The following is a 16,960-nucleotide window of genomic DNA, read 5'->3' as shown; positions in this document are numbered from 1 at the left end:
AGTATTTTTGAATATAAAAAGCTCGAATTATGAAAAAAATATTGTTTTTAGGAATTTTTGGTGCAATGGTAATGGCTTGCGCGACAAATCCAATAACAGGAAAACAAAATCTAAATTTTGTTTCTAATAGTGAATTATTTCCATCTTCTTTCCAACAATACAGTCAGTTTTTATCTGAGAACAAAGTTGTTACAGGAACTTCAGATGCAAAATTGGTAGAAACAGTTGGATATAAAATTAAATTAGCGACCGAAAAATATTTAACTTATTTAGGACAATCGCAATATTTAAAAGACTATCGATGGGAATATAAACTTGTTGATAATAAAGAGGTTAATGCTTGGTGTATGCCTGGCGGAAAAATTGTAGTGTATTCTGGAATTTTACCAATTACACAAAACGAAGCTGGTTTAGCAACTGTAATGGGCCACGAAGTTTCGCACGCGCTTGCAAACCACGGTGCACAAAGAATGTCTGCGACTCAGTTACAGCAAATAGGTGGTGTTGCATTAGATGCGACTACTAGTGGTAAATCTGAATCTACCAGACAAATATTTTCACAGGCGTATGGACTTGGTTCAGAAGTGGGAGTTATGCTTCCATTTAGCCGAAGCAATGAAAGTGAAGCCGATAAAATTGGTTTGACATTAATGGCAATTGCGGGTTACAATCCAGATGATGCTATTGCATTCTGGACTAGAATGTCTTCAAAATCGGGAGGAGCTGGAACACCAGAATTCATGAGTACACACCCTTCTGATGCTACAAGGATTGCTAATATTAAATCTTTAATTCCCGAAGCAAGAGCAACGGCACTTAAAGTTGGAACTATAAAATAAGATAAAATTATTTATCATATAATTTCTAAAAGCTATTCATTTTTGAGTAGCTTTTTTCTTTTTAGTAAAGTTGATAATTTAATAATGCATGAATTGAAAAAATTCTATTTGATTATAATAAAAATTGGATAAATTCGTAGTGTATTAACAAAATCATTTCTATGAAAAACCTACAAAAAGGAGATAAGAAGCTGTTGAATGCCTGGGCGTTTTATGATTGGGCAAATTCGGTCTATACATTGACGATTGCATCTGCAGTATTTCCAATTTTTTACGAAGCTTTATTTAGTGACAGAGATCACTATATAGATGTTTTCGGACTTCATTTAAAAAATTCAGCATTAATCAGTTTTATTACGGCTTTTGCATTTTTGGTAGTTTCTTTTATTTCTCCATTACTTTCCGGAATTGCGGATTATGTGGGAAATAAAAAATCCTTCATGAAATTTTTCTGTTATTTAGGAGCATTATCTTGTATGGGATTGTATTGGTTTGACCTCGAAAATATTTATATCGGATTAGCATTTTATTTCCTAGGATTATTAGGATACTGGGGAAGTTTGGTCTTCTATAATTCCTATCTTCCAGATATCGCTTTTGAAGAGCAAGCAAGACAGAATTAGCGCTAAAGGATATTCGTTAGGATATATTGGAAGTGTGATTTTGCTGATTGTCAATTTAGCGATGATAATGAAACCAAAGCTTTTTGGGATTTCAGGTACAGATGGCGAAGCCGCAATGAAAGCAATGCGTTATTCTTTTATAATGGTTGGAGTTTGGTGGGTTTTATTTAGCCAATACACTTATTATTATTTACCAAAAGGAAGCAAAGAAACAGGTCAAAAACTGACGAAATCTGTTGTGTTTAATGGATTTAAAGAATTAAAGAAAGTTTGGGCTTTACTGCAGGAAAATATTCCGCTGAAACGCTATTTAGGAGGTTTCTTCGTTTCGAGTATGGCTGTACAAACGGTAATGCTTGTAGCGACTTATTTTGGAGCACAAGAAATTCAATGGTCATCAAAAGAAGAAAGTACAATTGGTTTAATCGTTTGTATTTTAATAATCCAATTGGTAGCAGTTGTTGGTGCGGTTTTAACCTCTAAAGCTTCTGCAAAATGGGGAAATATTCCAACATTAATTGTAATTAATATTATTTGGGCCATATTCTGCGCACTTGCCTTTTTTATCACATTACCAATGCATTTTTATGTTATGGCAACCGTTGCAGGATTTGTAATGGGAGGAATTCAGGCATTGTCTAGATCTACGTATTCAAAATTATTACCAGAAACAGAAGATACTGCTTCATTTTTTAGTTTTTATGATGTTGCAGAAAAAATCGGAATTGTAATTGGAATGTGCGTTTACGGAATTATAGATCAAATTACAGGTAGTCCGCGTGCGGCGATTGTTATTTTAGGAGTATTTTTTGTTACAGCAATATTTCTTTTAAGAAGAGTACATAAAAAAGACGTTTCAAATTAATGAAACGTCTTTAATAGTACCATATCACGAATTGCGATAATTATTGATTGATGATAGTTTTGTAATTCGTGATATTTTTTGAATAATTAACCCTTAGAGATACTGCCTGAACCAGAAACTTTTACATCTCTTTTTTCAGGATTTCCCAAATATTTAATGTTTCCTGAGCCGGAAACTCTTCCTGTTAGGCTTGTTTCGCAGTTTACAATGCTATTTCCAGATCCAGAAACATTTGCTTCTACGTTTTTAGATTTTAGATTAGAAGCATTTACATTTCCAGAACCTGATATTTTACTTGTAAAAGAATCAGCTTTTCCTTTTAATTTAACATCACCAGAACCGCTTAAAGCTAAATCAAGATTTTTTGAATCGATATCTAAATCAAAGTTTCCTGATCCTGATAGTTTAGCAGATAAGTTATCGCTCTTAATTGGATTTTTTGTTCTAATATCTCCCGATCCTGATAGAGTAAGAGCCGAAATTTTTTCAAACGGAACAATAACTTCAATTTTCTTTCCTATGCTTGAACGGATTTGAGTTCCTTTTTCAACATATATTTTTAACTCGTTTCCTTCAACTTCAACTTTTATCGTCGCCAACAAATTTTCTTCACCCTTCATTGTTATTTTTCCTTCTTTACCAGCAACTAAATTAACGTCAAAAGATCCCGCTATTTTGATTCCGTCATAATCTCCAGTCGTTCTTGTCTGAGTAATGACTTTACCATTGCCGCTTATTTTGTTGTTTGATGACCATTGTGCTTTAGCATTGTTGTTTATTAAGAACACTGCTAAAACTAAAAGTAAAATTGATTTTTTCATTGTTTTGATTTTTAGATAATTAATTTTTTATTAATGAAATATTTCCATAATTCGAACTGATATTGACCTTGTTTTGACCTTTTTTCTTGTAGAAACCAGCAATTCTTTTACTGTTGCTTTTGGTTTCAGAAACAGAAATATCTAGTGTATTGTCATGCTTAATACTAGAATATCTCGCAGAGATATCAAAATCAAAAGCATAATTTGGTGCGTAACCAAGAGAAATATCAGTGTAACCTGAATTAATCGTTACGTTTCCTGCTTTTTCATTCATAGTGTCAATATTAATTTTGCTGTAATTAGTATCAAAGCTAAAGTTACTTGAAATTTCACCAATACTAATCGTTAGATAATTTCCGGATCCGCTTAGAGAATTTATTTTTTGGAATTTGAAAGTACCGTAATTACAGCTGTATTTAATATTTTGAGCTTCATTAAGATTTACATCTGTATAATTGGCTTCAAGATTTATATTTCCAGAATTATTTATTTTCAGACCAGAATATCTTGCATTGATGTTTCCTGATTTCACATAATCAATACTTGAATTTTGACAATAAGCGATTTCGATTTGGTTATTCGTTCCATTCAGTTTTCCTAAAGTCACTTTTCCATATTTACAGTTTATATCAGTAGATGATTCTGCGTTTGAAACTAAAATATTTCCATATTTGTTAACCAGTTTGATAGAACCATTTTTTGGAATTTTAATAACATAATTTATCTCAAAACTATTATTGCTTCCTTTGCTCTTAAGGTTAGAACTTCCTAATGTAGTCACGGCAGAAACCATTCCTTTAAGAGCTGTAATATCAACATCAATGCTGTTTAAACGTTCGTTTACCCAGTTTTCATTAGGGCCATTTACCTTAATAGTAATATCAAGATCTATTTTGTCTTCATCCCAAGTAGAGACAGTGATATTTCCGTATTTATTGTCGATATCAATTCCTGCATTGGAGTTTACGATATATGTTTTTTTAATTGTTTTTTGTTTAGTAATAAAAGTGTCATCATTTGAGAATCCTAAAAAAGGAATCAAAAGCAATAAGATTAGGAAGTTATAATGTTTCTTCATTTGATGTGTTTTTTAATTTTTCGTTGTCTTCAATTCGTTGTAAAACCGTTTGTAAAAAAGAAATACGCGTTTGCAGGTTGCTGATCATAGCGTAAATAATCTGCTTGTTTTCACCGTTCTTTTGCAGTTCGTGAATGATTTTTTGATAATCGGCATCAAAAGTTTTCATTTGTTTTAATGCATCATTGATAATCTGTTCATTTTCCGGCGAGCTTTTCTCTTTTAATTTAACCAGTTCATTATCTATAAGGATATTAAAAATCGAATCGGTTCGTTTAGTTTCTTTAGAAGCAAATTTGAATTCTTTTGGCTTTTCATTTTTATAGAAAATAGAGACTCCAAGCATCAATACAATCGAAGCTGCAATAGCTGTTACAAACCAGTATTTTTTCTTAGGCTCTTTTTTATTTAATTTTTGCATAAATTCCATTTGATGATCAGAGTTTAATTCCTGAACATCCCATTGGTTTTCTAATCTGCTGAATAATTTGTCTAAACTGTCTTTTTCATTTTTCATATTCCAATTCATTTTATATTTCTTCTAATTTTTTTTCTCAAACTATCTTTAGCTCTGCTCAAGGTTGTTCTGCAGTTTGCATTTGTAATATTTAAAATTTCGCAGATTTCTTCTTGATCATAACCTTCAATGTAAAACAGAGTCAATACCATTCTGTAATTGTCTTTAAGTCGCAGTATCGTGTCGAGAACCTGTTTTAGCTTTAGATTGTTTAAGTCAATGTTTTCAGAAATTATTCCATCATTTTCTTCGACTTTATAAAGTTGTTTACTTATATCTTCTACTTGAAAAGCATTATTCTTTTTATAAAAATCGATACTATAATTGATGATTATTCTTTTTAACCATGCACCGAAAGCCACTTCCTGTTTATAGTCGTTAATTTTTGTAAAAGCCTTTAAAAAACCTTCCTGCATGACGTCTTGTGCAAAATGTTCGTCTTTTACAATGCGATATGCAACATTATACATCGCCTTGCAATAGCGATTGTAAATTTCAAACTGCGCTTTTTGATTGTTGTTTTTGCAAAGCGCAATTAATTCTTCGATATTTTGGTTATTCTGACTCAAGTAGTGGCTTTTGGTTTTTAATAAGGACTTTGCTTTTTTTGGTTTGTTACAGTTTTGGCGAAATTAATTTTTATTTTTTTTCTGTAATAATTTAAAAATATAATAAAAAACTTAAAATATAGTGATTAAAATACTGATTTTTAATTACTTATATTTTAAATAAATTAAGAATTATTTTGTTAAAAATATGTAAAATATTTCAATCATTTTTTTACTTTTGATCAACCAAAACAAATATTAAACTATGAAAAATCTAAAGAGCCTTGCGCTTATGACGCTATTCGTGTCAGCATTATCATTTACATCATGTTCAAGCGATTCTGGAAGTGAAGATACAGAATCTTCAAAGGAAGACTATTGGCCGACAGCAGTTGGAAATCAATGGGTTTTAAATCAAAATGGTTCTGAAACAAGTATGAAAATCATCAGTTCAGAGAAAGTAAAGGAAGATACTTATTATAAATTTGATAAGCTTTTTGTAACGTCGTCAAGTCCAGTTTCGGGTACTGCGTCAGCTTATTTAAAAAAGGTAAATGGAGACTACTATGTAAAACTTGATGAATTTAAAATTATTGCTAATGGTTTTTCTGGAACAATGAGCGGATATGAATTTATTTTCTTTAAAGATTACTTAGAGGCAAATAAAACGTGGACAGGAACTTATCTCCAAGAAACTACTTATACAGGAATAGGAACTATTAAAATGACAACAAAATATACAGGAACTATTGTAGAAAAAGGAGCAACCGTAACTGTAAAAGGTAATACTTATACAGATGTTATCAGGTTTAAATTAAAATTAGAGACTTCTATGGAAGGAGAATCTGCGGGTCGCACTGAAGTGGAGTACTGGATTGCTAAGGGTGTAGGTGTTATTAAATTTGTTATGGACGATATATCTTCTGAATTAGTATCTTATAAATTGAATTAAAATATTTACTAAATAAAATTCTAAAAGCCGAAATTAGTTTCGGCTTTTTTTATGTTCTGTTTTTCTGAATGAAAGTCAAAAACTTATTTTAGAACTGACTTCTTTTGCATTTGGCATAATGATTGTCTATTTTTATGCCCTATCTTATAATTGAAAAACGAAACACGTTTTCGGTAAAACTTCTTTAAGCAGTATTCTTTTTACAGATAGCCTAAAAAATTTAATGACAAAACGACTTATATATTATTATGTCAAACCATAAAATACTTACTATTGACAATCTGTCACTTCAGGAATTTGACTCAGAGGCAGAATTAATTCCATTATTGACGCCGGAAGACGAAGAGGAAATGAATAATGAAGAACTTCCTGTTTCGGCCGCCAATTTTACCTTTACGCAATACTGTTCTTTTCCCTGGAGTTGTAATTCCAATTTCTGCAGGAAGAGATAAATCTATTAAATTGATTAATGATGCGAATGCCGGCGGAAAAATTATTGGAGTTGTATCTCAAATTAATGAAGAAGACGAAGATCCGTCAAAAGAGGATATTCATAAAATAGGAACTGTAGCTCGTATTTTACGTGTTCTAAAAATGCCTGACGGAAACGTTACAGTTATTCTGCAAGGAAAAAAACGCTTTGAAATTGAAGAAGTTGTTTTAGAAGAACCTTACATGACGGCTACTATCAAAGAAGTTGTAGAAGAGCGTCCTGAAGAAAATGATTCTGAGTTTACAGCAATTTTAGATTCTGTAAAAGAATTAGCTATTCAAATTATAAAAGAAAGTCCAAACATTCCTTCTGAAGCTACATTTGCAATTAAAAACATTGAAAGCCAGTCGTTTTTAATCAATTTTGTTTCTTCTAACATGAATTTATCTGTAAAAGAAAAACAAGGTCTTTTATCTATAAATGGATTGAAGGAACGCGCTCTAGAGACTTTACGTTATATGAATGTTGAACTTCAAAAATTAGAATTGAAGAACGATATTCAGTCAAAAGTTCGTTTCGATTTAGACCAGCAAGAAAGAGAATATTTCCTTCATCAGCAAATGAAAACCATTCAAGAAGAATTGGGAGGCGTTTCGCAAGAAGAGGAAATGGACGAAATGGGACTGAAAGCTAAAACCAAAAAATGGGATGAAAAAAACGCAGAAACATTTCGAAAAAGAATTGTCTAAAATGCGTCGCATGAATCCGCAGTCACCAGATTTTGGAATTCAAAGAAATTATTTAGAGTTGTTTTTAGAACTGCCTTGGGGCGAATATTCGAAAGATAAATTCGATTTGAAATTTGCACAGAAAGTTTTAGATAAAGATCATTTTGGACTTGAAGAAGTTAAGAAAAGAATGATTGAGCATTTGGCAGTTTTAAAACTGCGAAATGATATGAAATCACCAATTATATGTTTAACAGGGCCTCCAGGAGTTGGTAAAACTTCAATTGGTCGTTCCGTTGCAGAAGCTTTAGGCCGTGAATATGTACGTATTTCATTAGGTGGTTTACGTGATGAAGCGGAAATTCGCGGACACAGAAAAACTTACATTGGTGCAATGCCCGGAAGAATCATTCAAAGTTTGAAGAAAGCTGGAACATCTAATCCGGTTTTCATTTTAGATGAAATTGATAAATTATCGAGCGGAAACAGCGGCTGATCCTTCTTCTGCTTTACTAGAAGTTTTAGATCCAGAGCAAAACAGTTCTTTTTATGATAATTTCCTAGAAATGGGATATGATTTATCTAAAGTGATGTTTATCGCGACATCAAACAATATGGCGCCGATTCAGCCAGCATTGCGTGATAGAATGGAAGTAATCAAAATGTCTGGTTATACTATTGAAGAAAAAGTTGAAATTGCCAAAAGACACCTTTTTCCAAAACAATTAGAAGCGCACGGTTTAACGTCAAAAGATTTAACTATCGGTAAAAAACAATTAGAAAAGATTGTTGAAGGATATACTAGAGAATCTGGTGTTCGTAATTTAGAAACTAAAATTGCTCAAGTTATCAGAAACGCCGCAAAATCTGTGGCGATGGAAGAGGAATACAATAAAAAAGTTACTGACGAAGATATCGTTGCTATTTTGGGAGTTCCGAGATTAGAGCGCGATAAATACGAAAACAATGATGTTGCTGGAGTGGTTACAGGGTTAGCTTGGACAAGCGTTGGCGGTGATATTTTATTTATTGAATCATTGATTTCTGAAGGAAAAGGCGCTCTGACAATTACAGGAAATCTTGGAACTGTAATGAAAGAATCTGCTACTATTGCATTGGAGTATATTAAGGCAAATGCTAAAAAGTTAGGTTTAGGAATCGAGTTGTTTCAAAAATATAATATCCACTTGCACGTTCCAGAAGGAGCGACTCCAAAAGACGGACCAAGTGCAGGTATAGCAATGCTTACATCTTTAGTGTCGTTATTAACGCAAAAGAAAGTAAAGAAAAGTCTTGCTATGACAGGAGAAATCACTTTGCGTGGAAAAGTTTTACCTGTTGGCGGGATTAAAGAAAAAATCCTAGTCGCAAAAAGAGCAGGAATTAAAGAAATTATTCTTTGTCATGAAAATAAAAGTGACATCGATGAAATTAAAGCAGAATATTTAGAAGGACTTACTTTTCATTATGTAAAAGAAATGAGTGAAGTTTTAGCTTTAGCTTTGACAGATCAAAATGTAAAAAACGCTAAAACATTCAAATAAGATATTTATTTAAATTCCAATCCCGAAGCCTCGGATAAATTCCAAATTCCAAACTTTACTTCAAGATTGGAATTTGGATTTTTTTTGACCTCAATTCAGTCAAAACTTCTTTTTCATTGGAATTTGAAATTTAATTTTTGGAATTTAAAAGATTGGAATTTCTCGATCAATTGGAATTTGGAATTTAATTTTTCAAATTTCCCCATTTGTTGGGATTTGGAATTTAATTTTCAAATTTCCCTATTTGTTGGAATTTGGAATTTAAAAGATTGGAATTTCTCGATCAATTGGAATTTGGAATTTAATTTTTCAAATTTCCCCATTTGTTGGGATTTGGAATTTAATTTTCAAATTTCCCTATTTGTTGGAATTTGGAATTTCTAAAGATTGGAATTTTCCTATTTGTTGGAATTTGGAATTTAAAAGATTGGAATTTCTTTTTATTAAAATATATTTACGGTTTAATCTTATTTTTGCTGTTATATAATTTTATCTTTGCCTTTACGTTATTCCCATATAGGAACGTTCCAAAAACATGTTAAAACATATCGTTTTATTTTTAATGATACTGATTTGCTCGGCTTCTTTCGGGCAGGTTGGAGGGCGTTACACCTATCAATTTTTAAATTTAACAACTTCGCCAAGGCAGGCAGCTGTTAGGAGGAGATATTATTACGATATATGATGAAGATGTTAATCAAGCCATGTCTAATCCTGCACTTATAAACCCCGACATGGACAATCATCTGGCAATGAACTACGGGAGTTATTATGGAGAAGCGTCTTACGGCACGGCTTCCTATGCATATACTTACGACAGGCATTTGCAGACTTTTTATGCTGGCGTGAGTTACGTAAACTACGGATCATTTGAAGGTTATGATGAAAACGGACAGGCAACATCAAGTTTTACAGGAAGTGAAGGAGCACTTACAGTAGGATATTCGTACAACGTACCCTTTACTGATTTATATATTGGAGCAAATGCTAAGCTAATAACTTCTTCTCTTGAAAGTTATAATTCTATAGGTGGTGCGCTTGATTTAGGACTTTTATATTTAGATGAAAAAAATGATCTAAATTTTGCCTTAGTATTTCGCAATCTAGGAACACAGTTTACAACATATTCAGGAATAAAAGAAAATTTACCTTTTGAAATCGTCGCAGGAGTTTCCCAGGAATTAGAACACGTACCCATTCGCTGGCATCTTACTTTAGAAAATTTACAGCAGTGGAATATTTCTTTTTCAAATCCTAACAGAGGCGAAACTAATATTGACGGATCAACGAATCCAGAGAAAGTTTCTTTTGTAAATAATGCACTGAGACACGTCACTTTTGGTGTAGAGCTTTTTCCAAAAAGAGCATTCAATCTTCGTGTTGGATATAATTTTAGAAGAGGAGAAGAATTAAGAGTAGATGAACAGCGCAATTTTTCAGGTGTTTCCTTAGGTTTTGGTTTAAAGATGAATAAGTTAAAATTTAATTATTCGTATTCTAGATATACATTGGCGACTAATACAAGTCTTTTTGGTCTAATTCTTAATTTTCAATAGATAAATGAAGCTATTCTATTTGTTTTTATTTGTAACTCTAAGTTTTTTTACGGGTTCAAAACTTTCTTTTAAAGAAGAAAATGCCATTTCTACTATCGAAATGGAAAGAATTAACAGCAGAATTGTTAATCTAAAAAACATGATTAACATTGAGCATAAATACAATCAAAAAATTGCTTTTTTGGTTGATATGAAAGTTCCATCTGGAAAAAATCGCTTTTTTGTTTACGATTTAGAAAAAGACCAAGTTATAGATCAAGGTCTTGTTGCTCACGGTTCTGGTTCTGAAACTGGAATAAAAGGAATGCTTAAATTTAGTAATATGCCAAATTCAAATTGCACCGCATTAGGAAGATATGCAATTGGTAAAACCTATAAAGGTATTTTTGGAAAGGCTTATCGATTGGCCGGCTTGGAAGAAAGTAACAGCAATGCTTTAAAAAGAGCGATTGTACTTCATCATTATTCTGCAGTTCCTTTAGAAGAACAGGATTATTACATTAGCAATAGCCACGGATGCCCAATGGTTAATGAGCAATTCTTTAAAAGAATAGAAAAAATAATCGATGGTTCTAAGTCAAATATCTTGATGGATATTTATTATTAATTAGAATTTTTATTTGAATAAATAAATTAAGAGAAAACTTTTTATTGTTGAAAATCGATTCGATTTTCGATAGTGAAAAGTTTTTTTTGCGACAGTTTTATTATGAAGAAAATACTATTTATTTGCCTTTTTATTATTGTGGCTTATATAGCCTTCATAATTATTTCGGATCAAAGGAATGATGATTTATCTGTCAGCCGATAATAAAAGGATTGAAAATCAAGTATTAGAAATTAAAAAGATACTGGCTAAAAGTTCCAGATACAATGATAAAATTGCCTTTTTTATTGATATGAAAATCCCGTCGGGTAAAAATCGCTTTTTTGTTTACGATTTAAAAACGGATAAAATTATAGATAAAGGATTGGTCGCTCATGGCTCTGGTTCTGAAAGTGGAGTAAAAGGAAAGCTTCAATTTAGCAATGTCCCAAATTCGTTAAGTACTTCATTAGGAAGATATTCAATTGGAAATCATTACAGAGGAAAGTTTGGAAAAGCTTATAAATTATATGGATTGGATTCTACTAATAATAATGCCTTTAAACGAGATATTGTTTTTCATTATTACTATGATGTTCCATATAAAGAGAAAGATGGTTACATTTGCAACAGTTATGGCTGTCCAATGGTAAATAAAAAATATTTTGAAAGAATCGCCAAAATAATTGACCGTTCTGAGTCGGATATTTTAATGAGTATTTACTATTGAGATTCGGCAGTTATTAAAAGAATAAAATTAAAAAATAAGAAATTGAAAAAAATTACTATCGCTATCGATGGATTTTCATCTACAGGTAAAAGCACCTTAGCAAAACAATTGGCAAAAGAACTTGAATATGTGTATGTAGATACTGGAGCAATGTATCGCGCTGTTGCTTATTTTGCAATGCAAGACAATATTATTGGCGCTGATTTTTTTGATAAAAAAGCTTTGATTGATGCTTTACCAACTATTCAGTTAGAATTTAGATTTAATTCGGATATGGGTTTTGCGGAAATGTATTTGAATGGTGAAAATGTTGAAAAACCAATTAGAACTATTGAAGTGTCTAATTTTGTAAGCAAAGTAGCTGAAGTTTCTGAAGTTCGTTCTAAATTGGTAGAACAACAACAGGAAATGGGAACCAACAAAGCTATAGTGATGGATGGCAGAGATATAGGAACTGTAGTTTTTCCAAATGCTGAACTTAAAATATTTATGACTTCAAGTGCAGAAACCCGCGCACAAAGACGCTTTGACGAATTACAGCAAAAAGGAGACAATGTATCGTATGAAGATGTTTTGAAAAATGTAGTTGAAAGAGATTATATTGATACGCACCGTGAAGATTCTCCTTTAGTGATTGCAGATGATGCAATAGAAATTGATAATTCTTACTTAAATAAAGAAGAACAGTTTGCAGCAGTTTTAGAATTAGTAAATGATGTTGTTAAAACGATATAATTTTTTGTAGATATTATTTTTAATGGTAGTTTTACCGCTTCATTTTTACTAAAGACAATTTCGTATATGGGAATTAAAAACAGGTTAATCGTAATGAGCTTTCTTCAGTTTTTTGTTTGGGGAGCGTGGCTTATTACAATTGGAAATTATTGGTTTGGCACAAAAAACTGGGAGGGAACTCAGTTTGGGCTAGTTTTTGGAACCATGGGAATTGCGTCTCTTTTTATGCCTACTCTTACCGGTATCATTGCTGACAGATGGGTAAATGCCGAAAAATTATATGGTGGTCTCCATATTCTTTATGCAGTTGTTTTATTTGTAATAGCTCAGGTAACTACGCCAGATACATTTATTGCAGTTATGCTTGTCGCAATGTGCTTTTATATGCCAACAATTGCTTTAAGTAATTCTATTTCTTATACCTCATTAAAACTTAACAATAAAAATATAGTAAAAGATTTTCCGCCTATTCGTGTTTGGGGGACAATTGGTTTTATTGTAGCCATGTGGATTACCAATTTAAGCGGTAGTAAAGCAACGGAATATCAGTTTTATATTGCTGGGGTTGGTGCCTTAATTCTTGGAATCTATGCTTTTACATTACCAAAATGTGAGCCGCAACGTTTGATTAAAGAAAATGCAACCTGGATAGAAACTCTTGGCTTAGAGTCTTTTAAATTATTCGGAAATTATAAGATGGCTTTGTTTTTTGTTTTTTCTATGTTTTTAGGAGGAGCGCTTCAGTTAACAAATGCTTATGGAGATGTATTTTTGGATGAATTTAAACATTTTCCAAAATATGCAGATTCTTTTGTAATTAAATATTCGACGATTATTATGTCGATTTCTCAGGTTTCTGAGACTTTATTTATTTTGGCAATTCCGTTTTTCTTGAGACGTTTTGGAATCAAGCAAGTAATGCTGATTAGTATGCTGGCTTGGGTATTGCGTTTCGGATTATTTGCTTTTGGAGATCCGGTAGAAGGTTTATGGATGATTATTCTTTCTTGTATTGTATACGGAATGGCATTTGATTTCTTTAATATTTCTGGTTCGTTATTCGTAGAAAGTAATACCGATTCTAAAATTCGTTCTTCAGCACAGGGATTGTTTATGATGATGACCAACGGAGTAGGAGCAGTTTTAGGAAGTTTGACTTCTGGCTGGGCTATTGATCGTTTCTTTACTAAGTCATTTAGTACTACAACAGAATTAGCTGAATTTTTACAGACAGATGCGTCAAATGTACAAATGACAGAATTTGTTACAAAACAAGGAAATTCAATTTCTGCTGATGGTATTTTTGCAAATCCAGTTTTGATGAAAGACTGGCATACTATCTGGTTGTCATTTGCTATTTATGCTTTGGTTATTGCAATTGCATTTGCTGTTTTGTTTAAGCATAAGCATGATCCGAAGGAGATAGAGAGTTTGAGTCATTAAGATTATAAATTTTTATCAAAGTTTCGAACTTTGACAAAGATCATTACACATAGTAAACCCGACAGGTTTTAAAAACCTGTCGGGTTTTGTTGTATAGAACAAATCAGAAAACCATTAGAGTTTTTGGAAGATTAACTAGATACCTACAAGGTTTTGGAAACCTTGCAGGAGTTCGACGGATTTCAAATTAGATGAAAGTATTTATTTAAAGTTAAGCTTCCTGCAAGGTTTCCAAAACCTTGTAGGTTTGAATAGAGAAATGACGATTTAGATTTTTTTAATCATATTATAAACTCGACAGGTTTTTAAAACCTGTCGGGTTTGTTGTATAGAACAAATCGGAAAACCATTAAAGTTTTTGCGAGATTAATTAGATACCTATAAGGTTTTGGAAACCTTGCAGGAGAATTATGAGATTTCTTAAGAACTCAAAATTTCTAATCTAGCCCCGATAGAAGTGGAAATCCTTTTGTGTCTCGTTTTTGAACGAGACACAAAAGATTGGAGCGAATAGCGGGACTTAAGGTGTTGAAAAACCTAAAAAGTACTGCTCCTCAATACTTCACTCATAATCAACTTGAAATTGTTTTGCTATTCCAATTATTTGTAGTAATTTTGCAAACCTTTTGGCAGAGAAGAGTTTCCATTAGGTATCAACCATTTATGTAAAACAACTTCTGTATTTTCTATCGCATGGAGAAACTCGAGAAAAACAGAATACAAATTTTTTATCAGCATGTCTGAACAATTAAAATCACAAGAAGAGTTTTTAGCAAATTTTAACTGGCATAACTTCCAAGAAGGAATTGATGCAGTAGATGAGAAAAACTTACAAGAGTTTGAAGAACTAGTATCAAAAACTTTCATCGCTACAGATCAAGAAGAAGTAGTTGAAGGAGTTGTTGTTAGAATTACAGATAGAGACGTTATCGTTGATATCAATGCTAAATCTGAAGGTGTTATTTCTTTAAACGAATTCCGTTACAACCCAAACTTAAAAGTAGGTGACAAAGTAGAAGTATTAATTGACATCCGTGAGGACAAAACAGGTCAATTAGTATTATCTCACAGAAAAGCACGTACTATCAAATCTTGGGATAGAGTTATTGCTGACTAATGAAACTGGAGAAATCGTTAACGGTTTTGTTAAATGTAGAACTAAAGGAGGTATGATCGTTGACGTATTCGGAATCGAGGCGTTCTTACCAGGATCTCAAATTGACGTTAAGCCAATTAGAGACTACGATGTATATGTAAACAAAATGATGGAATTCAAAGTGGTAAAAATTAACCACGAATTCAAAAACGTTGTTGTATCTCATAAAGCACTTATCGAGGCTGATATTGAAGTACAGAAAAAAGAAATCATCGGTCAATTACAAAAAGGACAAGTATTAGAAGGTGTTGTTAAAAACATTACTTCTTATGGTGTGTTCATTGACTTAGGTGGTGTTGACGGATTAATTCACATTACTGACCTTTCTTGGAGCAGAATCAACCACCCAAGTGAAGTTCTTGAATTAGACCAAAAATTAAACGTTGTAATCCTTGATTTCGATGATGAGAAAACAAGAATTCAATTAGGATTGAAACAATTAAACGCTCACCCATGGGATGCTTTAGATGCTAACTTAACTGTTGGTGATAAAGTTAAAGGTAAAGTAGTTGTAATCGCTGATTACGGTGCTTTCATCGAAGTTGCTGAAGGTGTTGAAGGTTTAATCCACGTTTCTGAAATGTCATGGTCAACTCATTTACGTTCTGCTCAAGATTTCGTAAAAGTTGGAGATGTTGTTGAAGCTGTTATCTTAACTTTAGATAGAGATGACCGTAAAATGTCATTAGGTATCAAACAATTGTCTCAAGATCCATGGACTGACATTACTTCTAAATACCCAGTAGGTTCTAAACATACAGGTATCGTTAGAAACTTTACAAACTTTGGTATTTTCGTAGAATTAGAAGAAGGAATTGATGGATTAATTTACATCTCTGACTTATCTTGGACTAAGAAAATCAAACACCCATCTGAATTTGTAAATGTTGGTGAAAAACTTGATGTAGTTGTATTAGAATTAGATGTTGAAGGACGTAAATTATCTTTAGGTCACAAACAAACTACTGCTAATCCTTGGGATCAATACGAAGATTCTTTCGCTGTAGGAACTATCCACAATGGTGAGATTTCTGAAATCGTTGACAAAGGAGCTACTGTAGAATTCGGAGATGATATCGTTGCTTTCATTCCTACTCGTCACCTTGAAAAAGAAGACGGAAAGAAATTGAAAAAAGGTGATACTGCTGATTTCAAAGTAATCGAATTCAACAAAGAATTCAAAAGAGTAGTTGCTTCTCACACTGCTATCTTCCGTGAAGAAGAAGAGAAAAACGTGAAAGCCGCAACTGAAAATACTTCATCTAACTCTTCTACTAATGCACCAGCCGCAACTTTAGGAGATAACAATGATGTGTTAGCCGCATTAAAAGCTAAAATGGAAAAAACTGAGAAAAAATAATTCTTAGTTTCCTCTAAATAGAAAGTCCCACAGCAATGTGGGACTTTTTTTTTGTTTCTACATATATTTAGCTCCCTTCATCTTACCTAATTCATTGCTTCTTAAAATTATAATTTTAGAAGTTATATGTGCTTAGGAGAAACAAAACTTATTATATATTTTTCTCTACTACACTTTATTAAAATTTATACGCCCTTTATATATACCGTTTTTATTTTTTACTGATATTAAAATTCATTTGTTAAAATATTTTTTTGAGGAAATAATTACTACTATAAAATGTCTTAAAGTATTAAAATAAAAACTTTTAGAGGGACAATAAAATGCAATTAATAGGAAATTTGTATTCACAAATCTATAGTTTATCAAAATAATTAAAAGGAAATAATCTATTGATAATCAATAATTTGTAATGTATATGTAATTTTTATAAATGCCAATTAAAT

General features: G+C 32.0%; 10 protein-coding genes and 4 pseudogenes. 10 read left to right on the top strand and 4 right to left on the bottom strand.

What is annotated here, in order from left to right:
- Window positions 1-29 precede the first annotated feature (29 nt).
- Entirely contained in the window at window positions 30-839 is an 810-nt protein-coding gene (locus tag ACZZ95_RS19545; protein WP_463470303.1) for a M48 family metallopeptidase, read from the top strand.
- 161 nt (window positions 840-1,000) lie between these two features.
- Window positions 1,001-2,327 (top strand): annotated as a pseudogene (locus tag ACZZ95_RS19540) (MFS transporter).
- Between the two features lie 86 nt (window positions 2,328-2,413).
- On the opposite strand, the gene ACZZ95_RS19535 reads toward ACZZ95_RS19540, so the two are convergent.
- The 4 genes from ACZZ95_RS19535 to ACZZ95_RS19520 are packed head-to-tail and all read right to left on the bottom strand — an operon-like array spanning window position 2,414 to window position 5,312.
- A complete protein-coding gene (locus tag ACZZ95_RS19535; protein ID WP_463470302.1) occupies window positions 2,414-3,148 on the bottom strand; it encodes a head GIN domain-containing protein in 735 nt (244 codons plus the stop codon).
- Between the two features lie 19 nt (window positions 3,149-3,167).
- Window positions 3,168-4,226: a DUF4097 family beta strand repeat-containing protein gene (locus tag ACZZ95_RS19530; protein ID WP_463470301.1), complete on the bottom strand. Its 1,059-nt coding sequence runs from the start codon at window positions 4,224-4,226 to the stop codon at window positions 3,168-3,170.
- Entirely contained in the window at window positions 4,210-4,743 is a 534-nt protein-coding gene (locus tag ACZZ95_RS19525; RefSeq protein WP_463470300.1) for an anti-sigma factor, read from the bottom strand. The genes ACZZ95_RS19530 and ACZZ95_RS19525 overlap by 17 nt, the downstream gene beginning before the upstream one ends.
- Before the next feature lie 8 nt (window positions 4,744-4,751).
- Window positions 4,752-5,312 carry an RNA polymerase sigma factor gene (locus tag ACZZ95_RS19520; RefSeq protein ID WP_463470299.1) on the bottom strand — a complete coding sequence of 187 codons (561 nt, stop codon included), beginning with the start codon at window positions 5,310-5,312 and terminating at the stop codon, window positions 4,752-4,754.
- A 271-nt stretch (window positions 5,313-5,583) separates the two neighbouring features.
- On the opposite strand from ACZZ95_RS19520, the gene ACZZ95_RS19515 reads away from it, so the two are divergent.
- The 8 genes and pseudogenes from ACZZ95_RS19515 (at window position 5,584) to rpsA (ending at window position 16,514) form a co-directional block, all read left to right on the top strand.
- Entirely contained in the window at window positions 5,584-6,243 is a 660-nt protein-coding gene (locus ACZZ95_RS19515; RefSeq protein WP_463470298.1) for a hypothetical protein, read from the top strand.
- A 248-nt stretch (window positions 6,244-6,491) separates the two neighbouring features.
- Window positions 6,492-8,948 (top strand): annotated as a pseudogene (gene lon / locus ACZZ95_RS19510) (endopeptidase La).
- Window positions 8,949-9,483: 535 nt separating this feature from the next.
- A pseudogene (porQ, locus tag ACZZ95_RS19505) lies at window positions 9,484-10,504 on the top strand (type IX secretion system protein PorQ).
- Between the two features lie 4 nt (window positions 10,505-10,508).
- Complete coding sequence (locus tag ACZZ95_RS19500) at window positions 10,509-11,111, top strand: murein L,D-transpeptidase catalytic domain-containing protein (RefSeq protein ID WP_463470297.1); 603 nt, start codon at window positions 10,509-10,511, stop codon at window positions 11,109-11,111.
- A gap of 178 nt (window positions 11,112-11,289) precedes the next feature.
- Window positions 11,290-11,820 carry a murein L,D-transpeptidase catalytic domain-containing protein gene (locus tag ACZZ95_RS19495; RefSeq protein WP_463470296.1) on the top strand — a complete coding sequence of 177 codons (531 nt, stop codon included), beginning with the start codon at window positions 11,290-11,292 and terminating at the stop codon, window positions 11,818-11,820.
- Between the two features lie 42 nt (window positions 11,821-11,862).
- Window positions 11,863-12,555, top strand: a complete 693-nt coding sequence (cmk, locus tag ACZZ95_RS19490) for a (d)CMP kinase (protein ID WP_463470295.1) — start codon at window positions 11,863-11,865, stop codon at window positions 12,553-12,555.
- A gap of 66 nt (window positions 12,556-12,621) precedes the next feature.
- Complete coding sequence (locus ACZZ95_RS19485) at window positions 12,622-13,998, top strand: nucleoside permease (protein WP_463470294.1); 1,377 nt, start codon at window positions 12,622-12,624, stop codon at window positions 13,996-13,998.
- A 736-nt stretch (window positions 13,999-14,734) separates the two neighbouring features.
- Window positions 14,735-16,514, top strand: a pseudogene (gene rpsA / locus ACZZ95_RS19480) (30S ribosomal protein S1).
- The last annotated feature ends 446 nt before the right edge of the window (window positions 16,515-16,960 follow it).

It is taken from the genome of Flavobacterium sp. AC267 (assembly GCF_979258715.1).
Note: the sequence above shows the minus strand (reverse complement) of the source record. Positions and strands in the feature narration are given on the sequence as shown.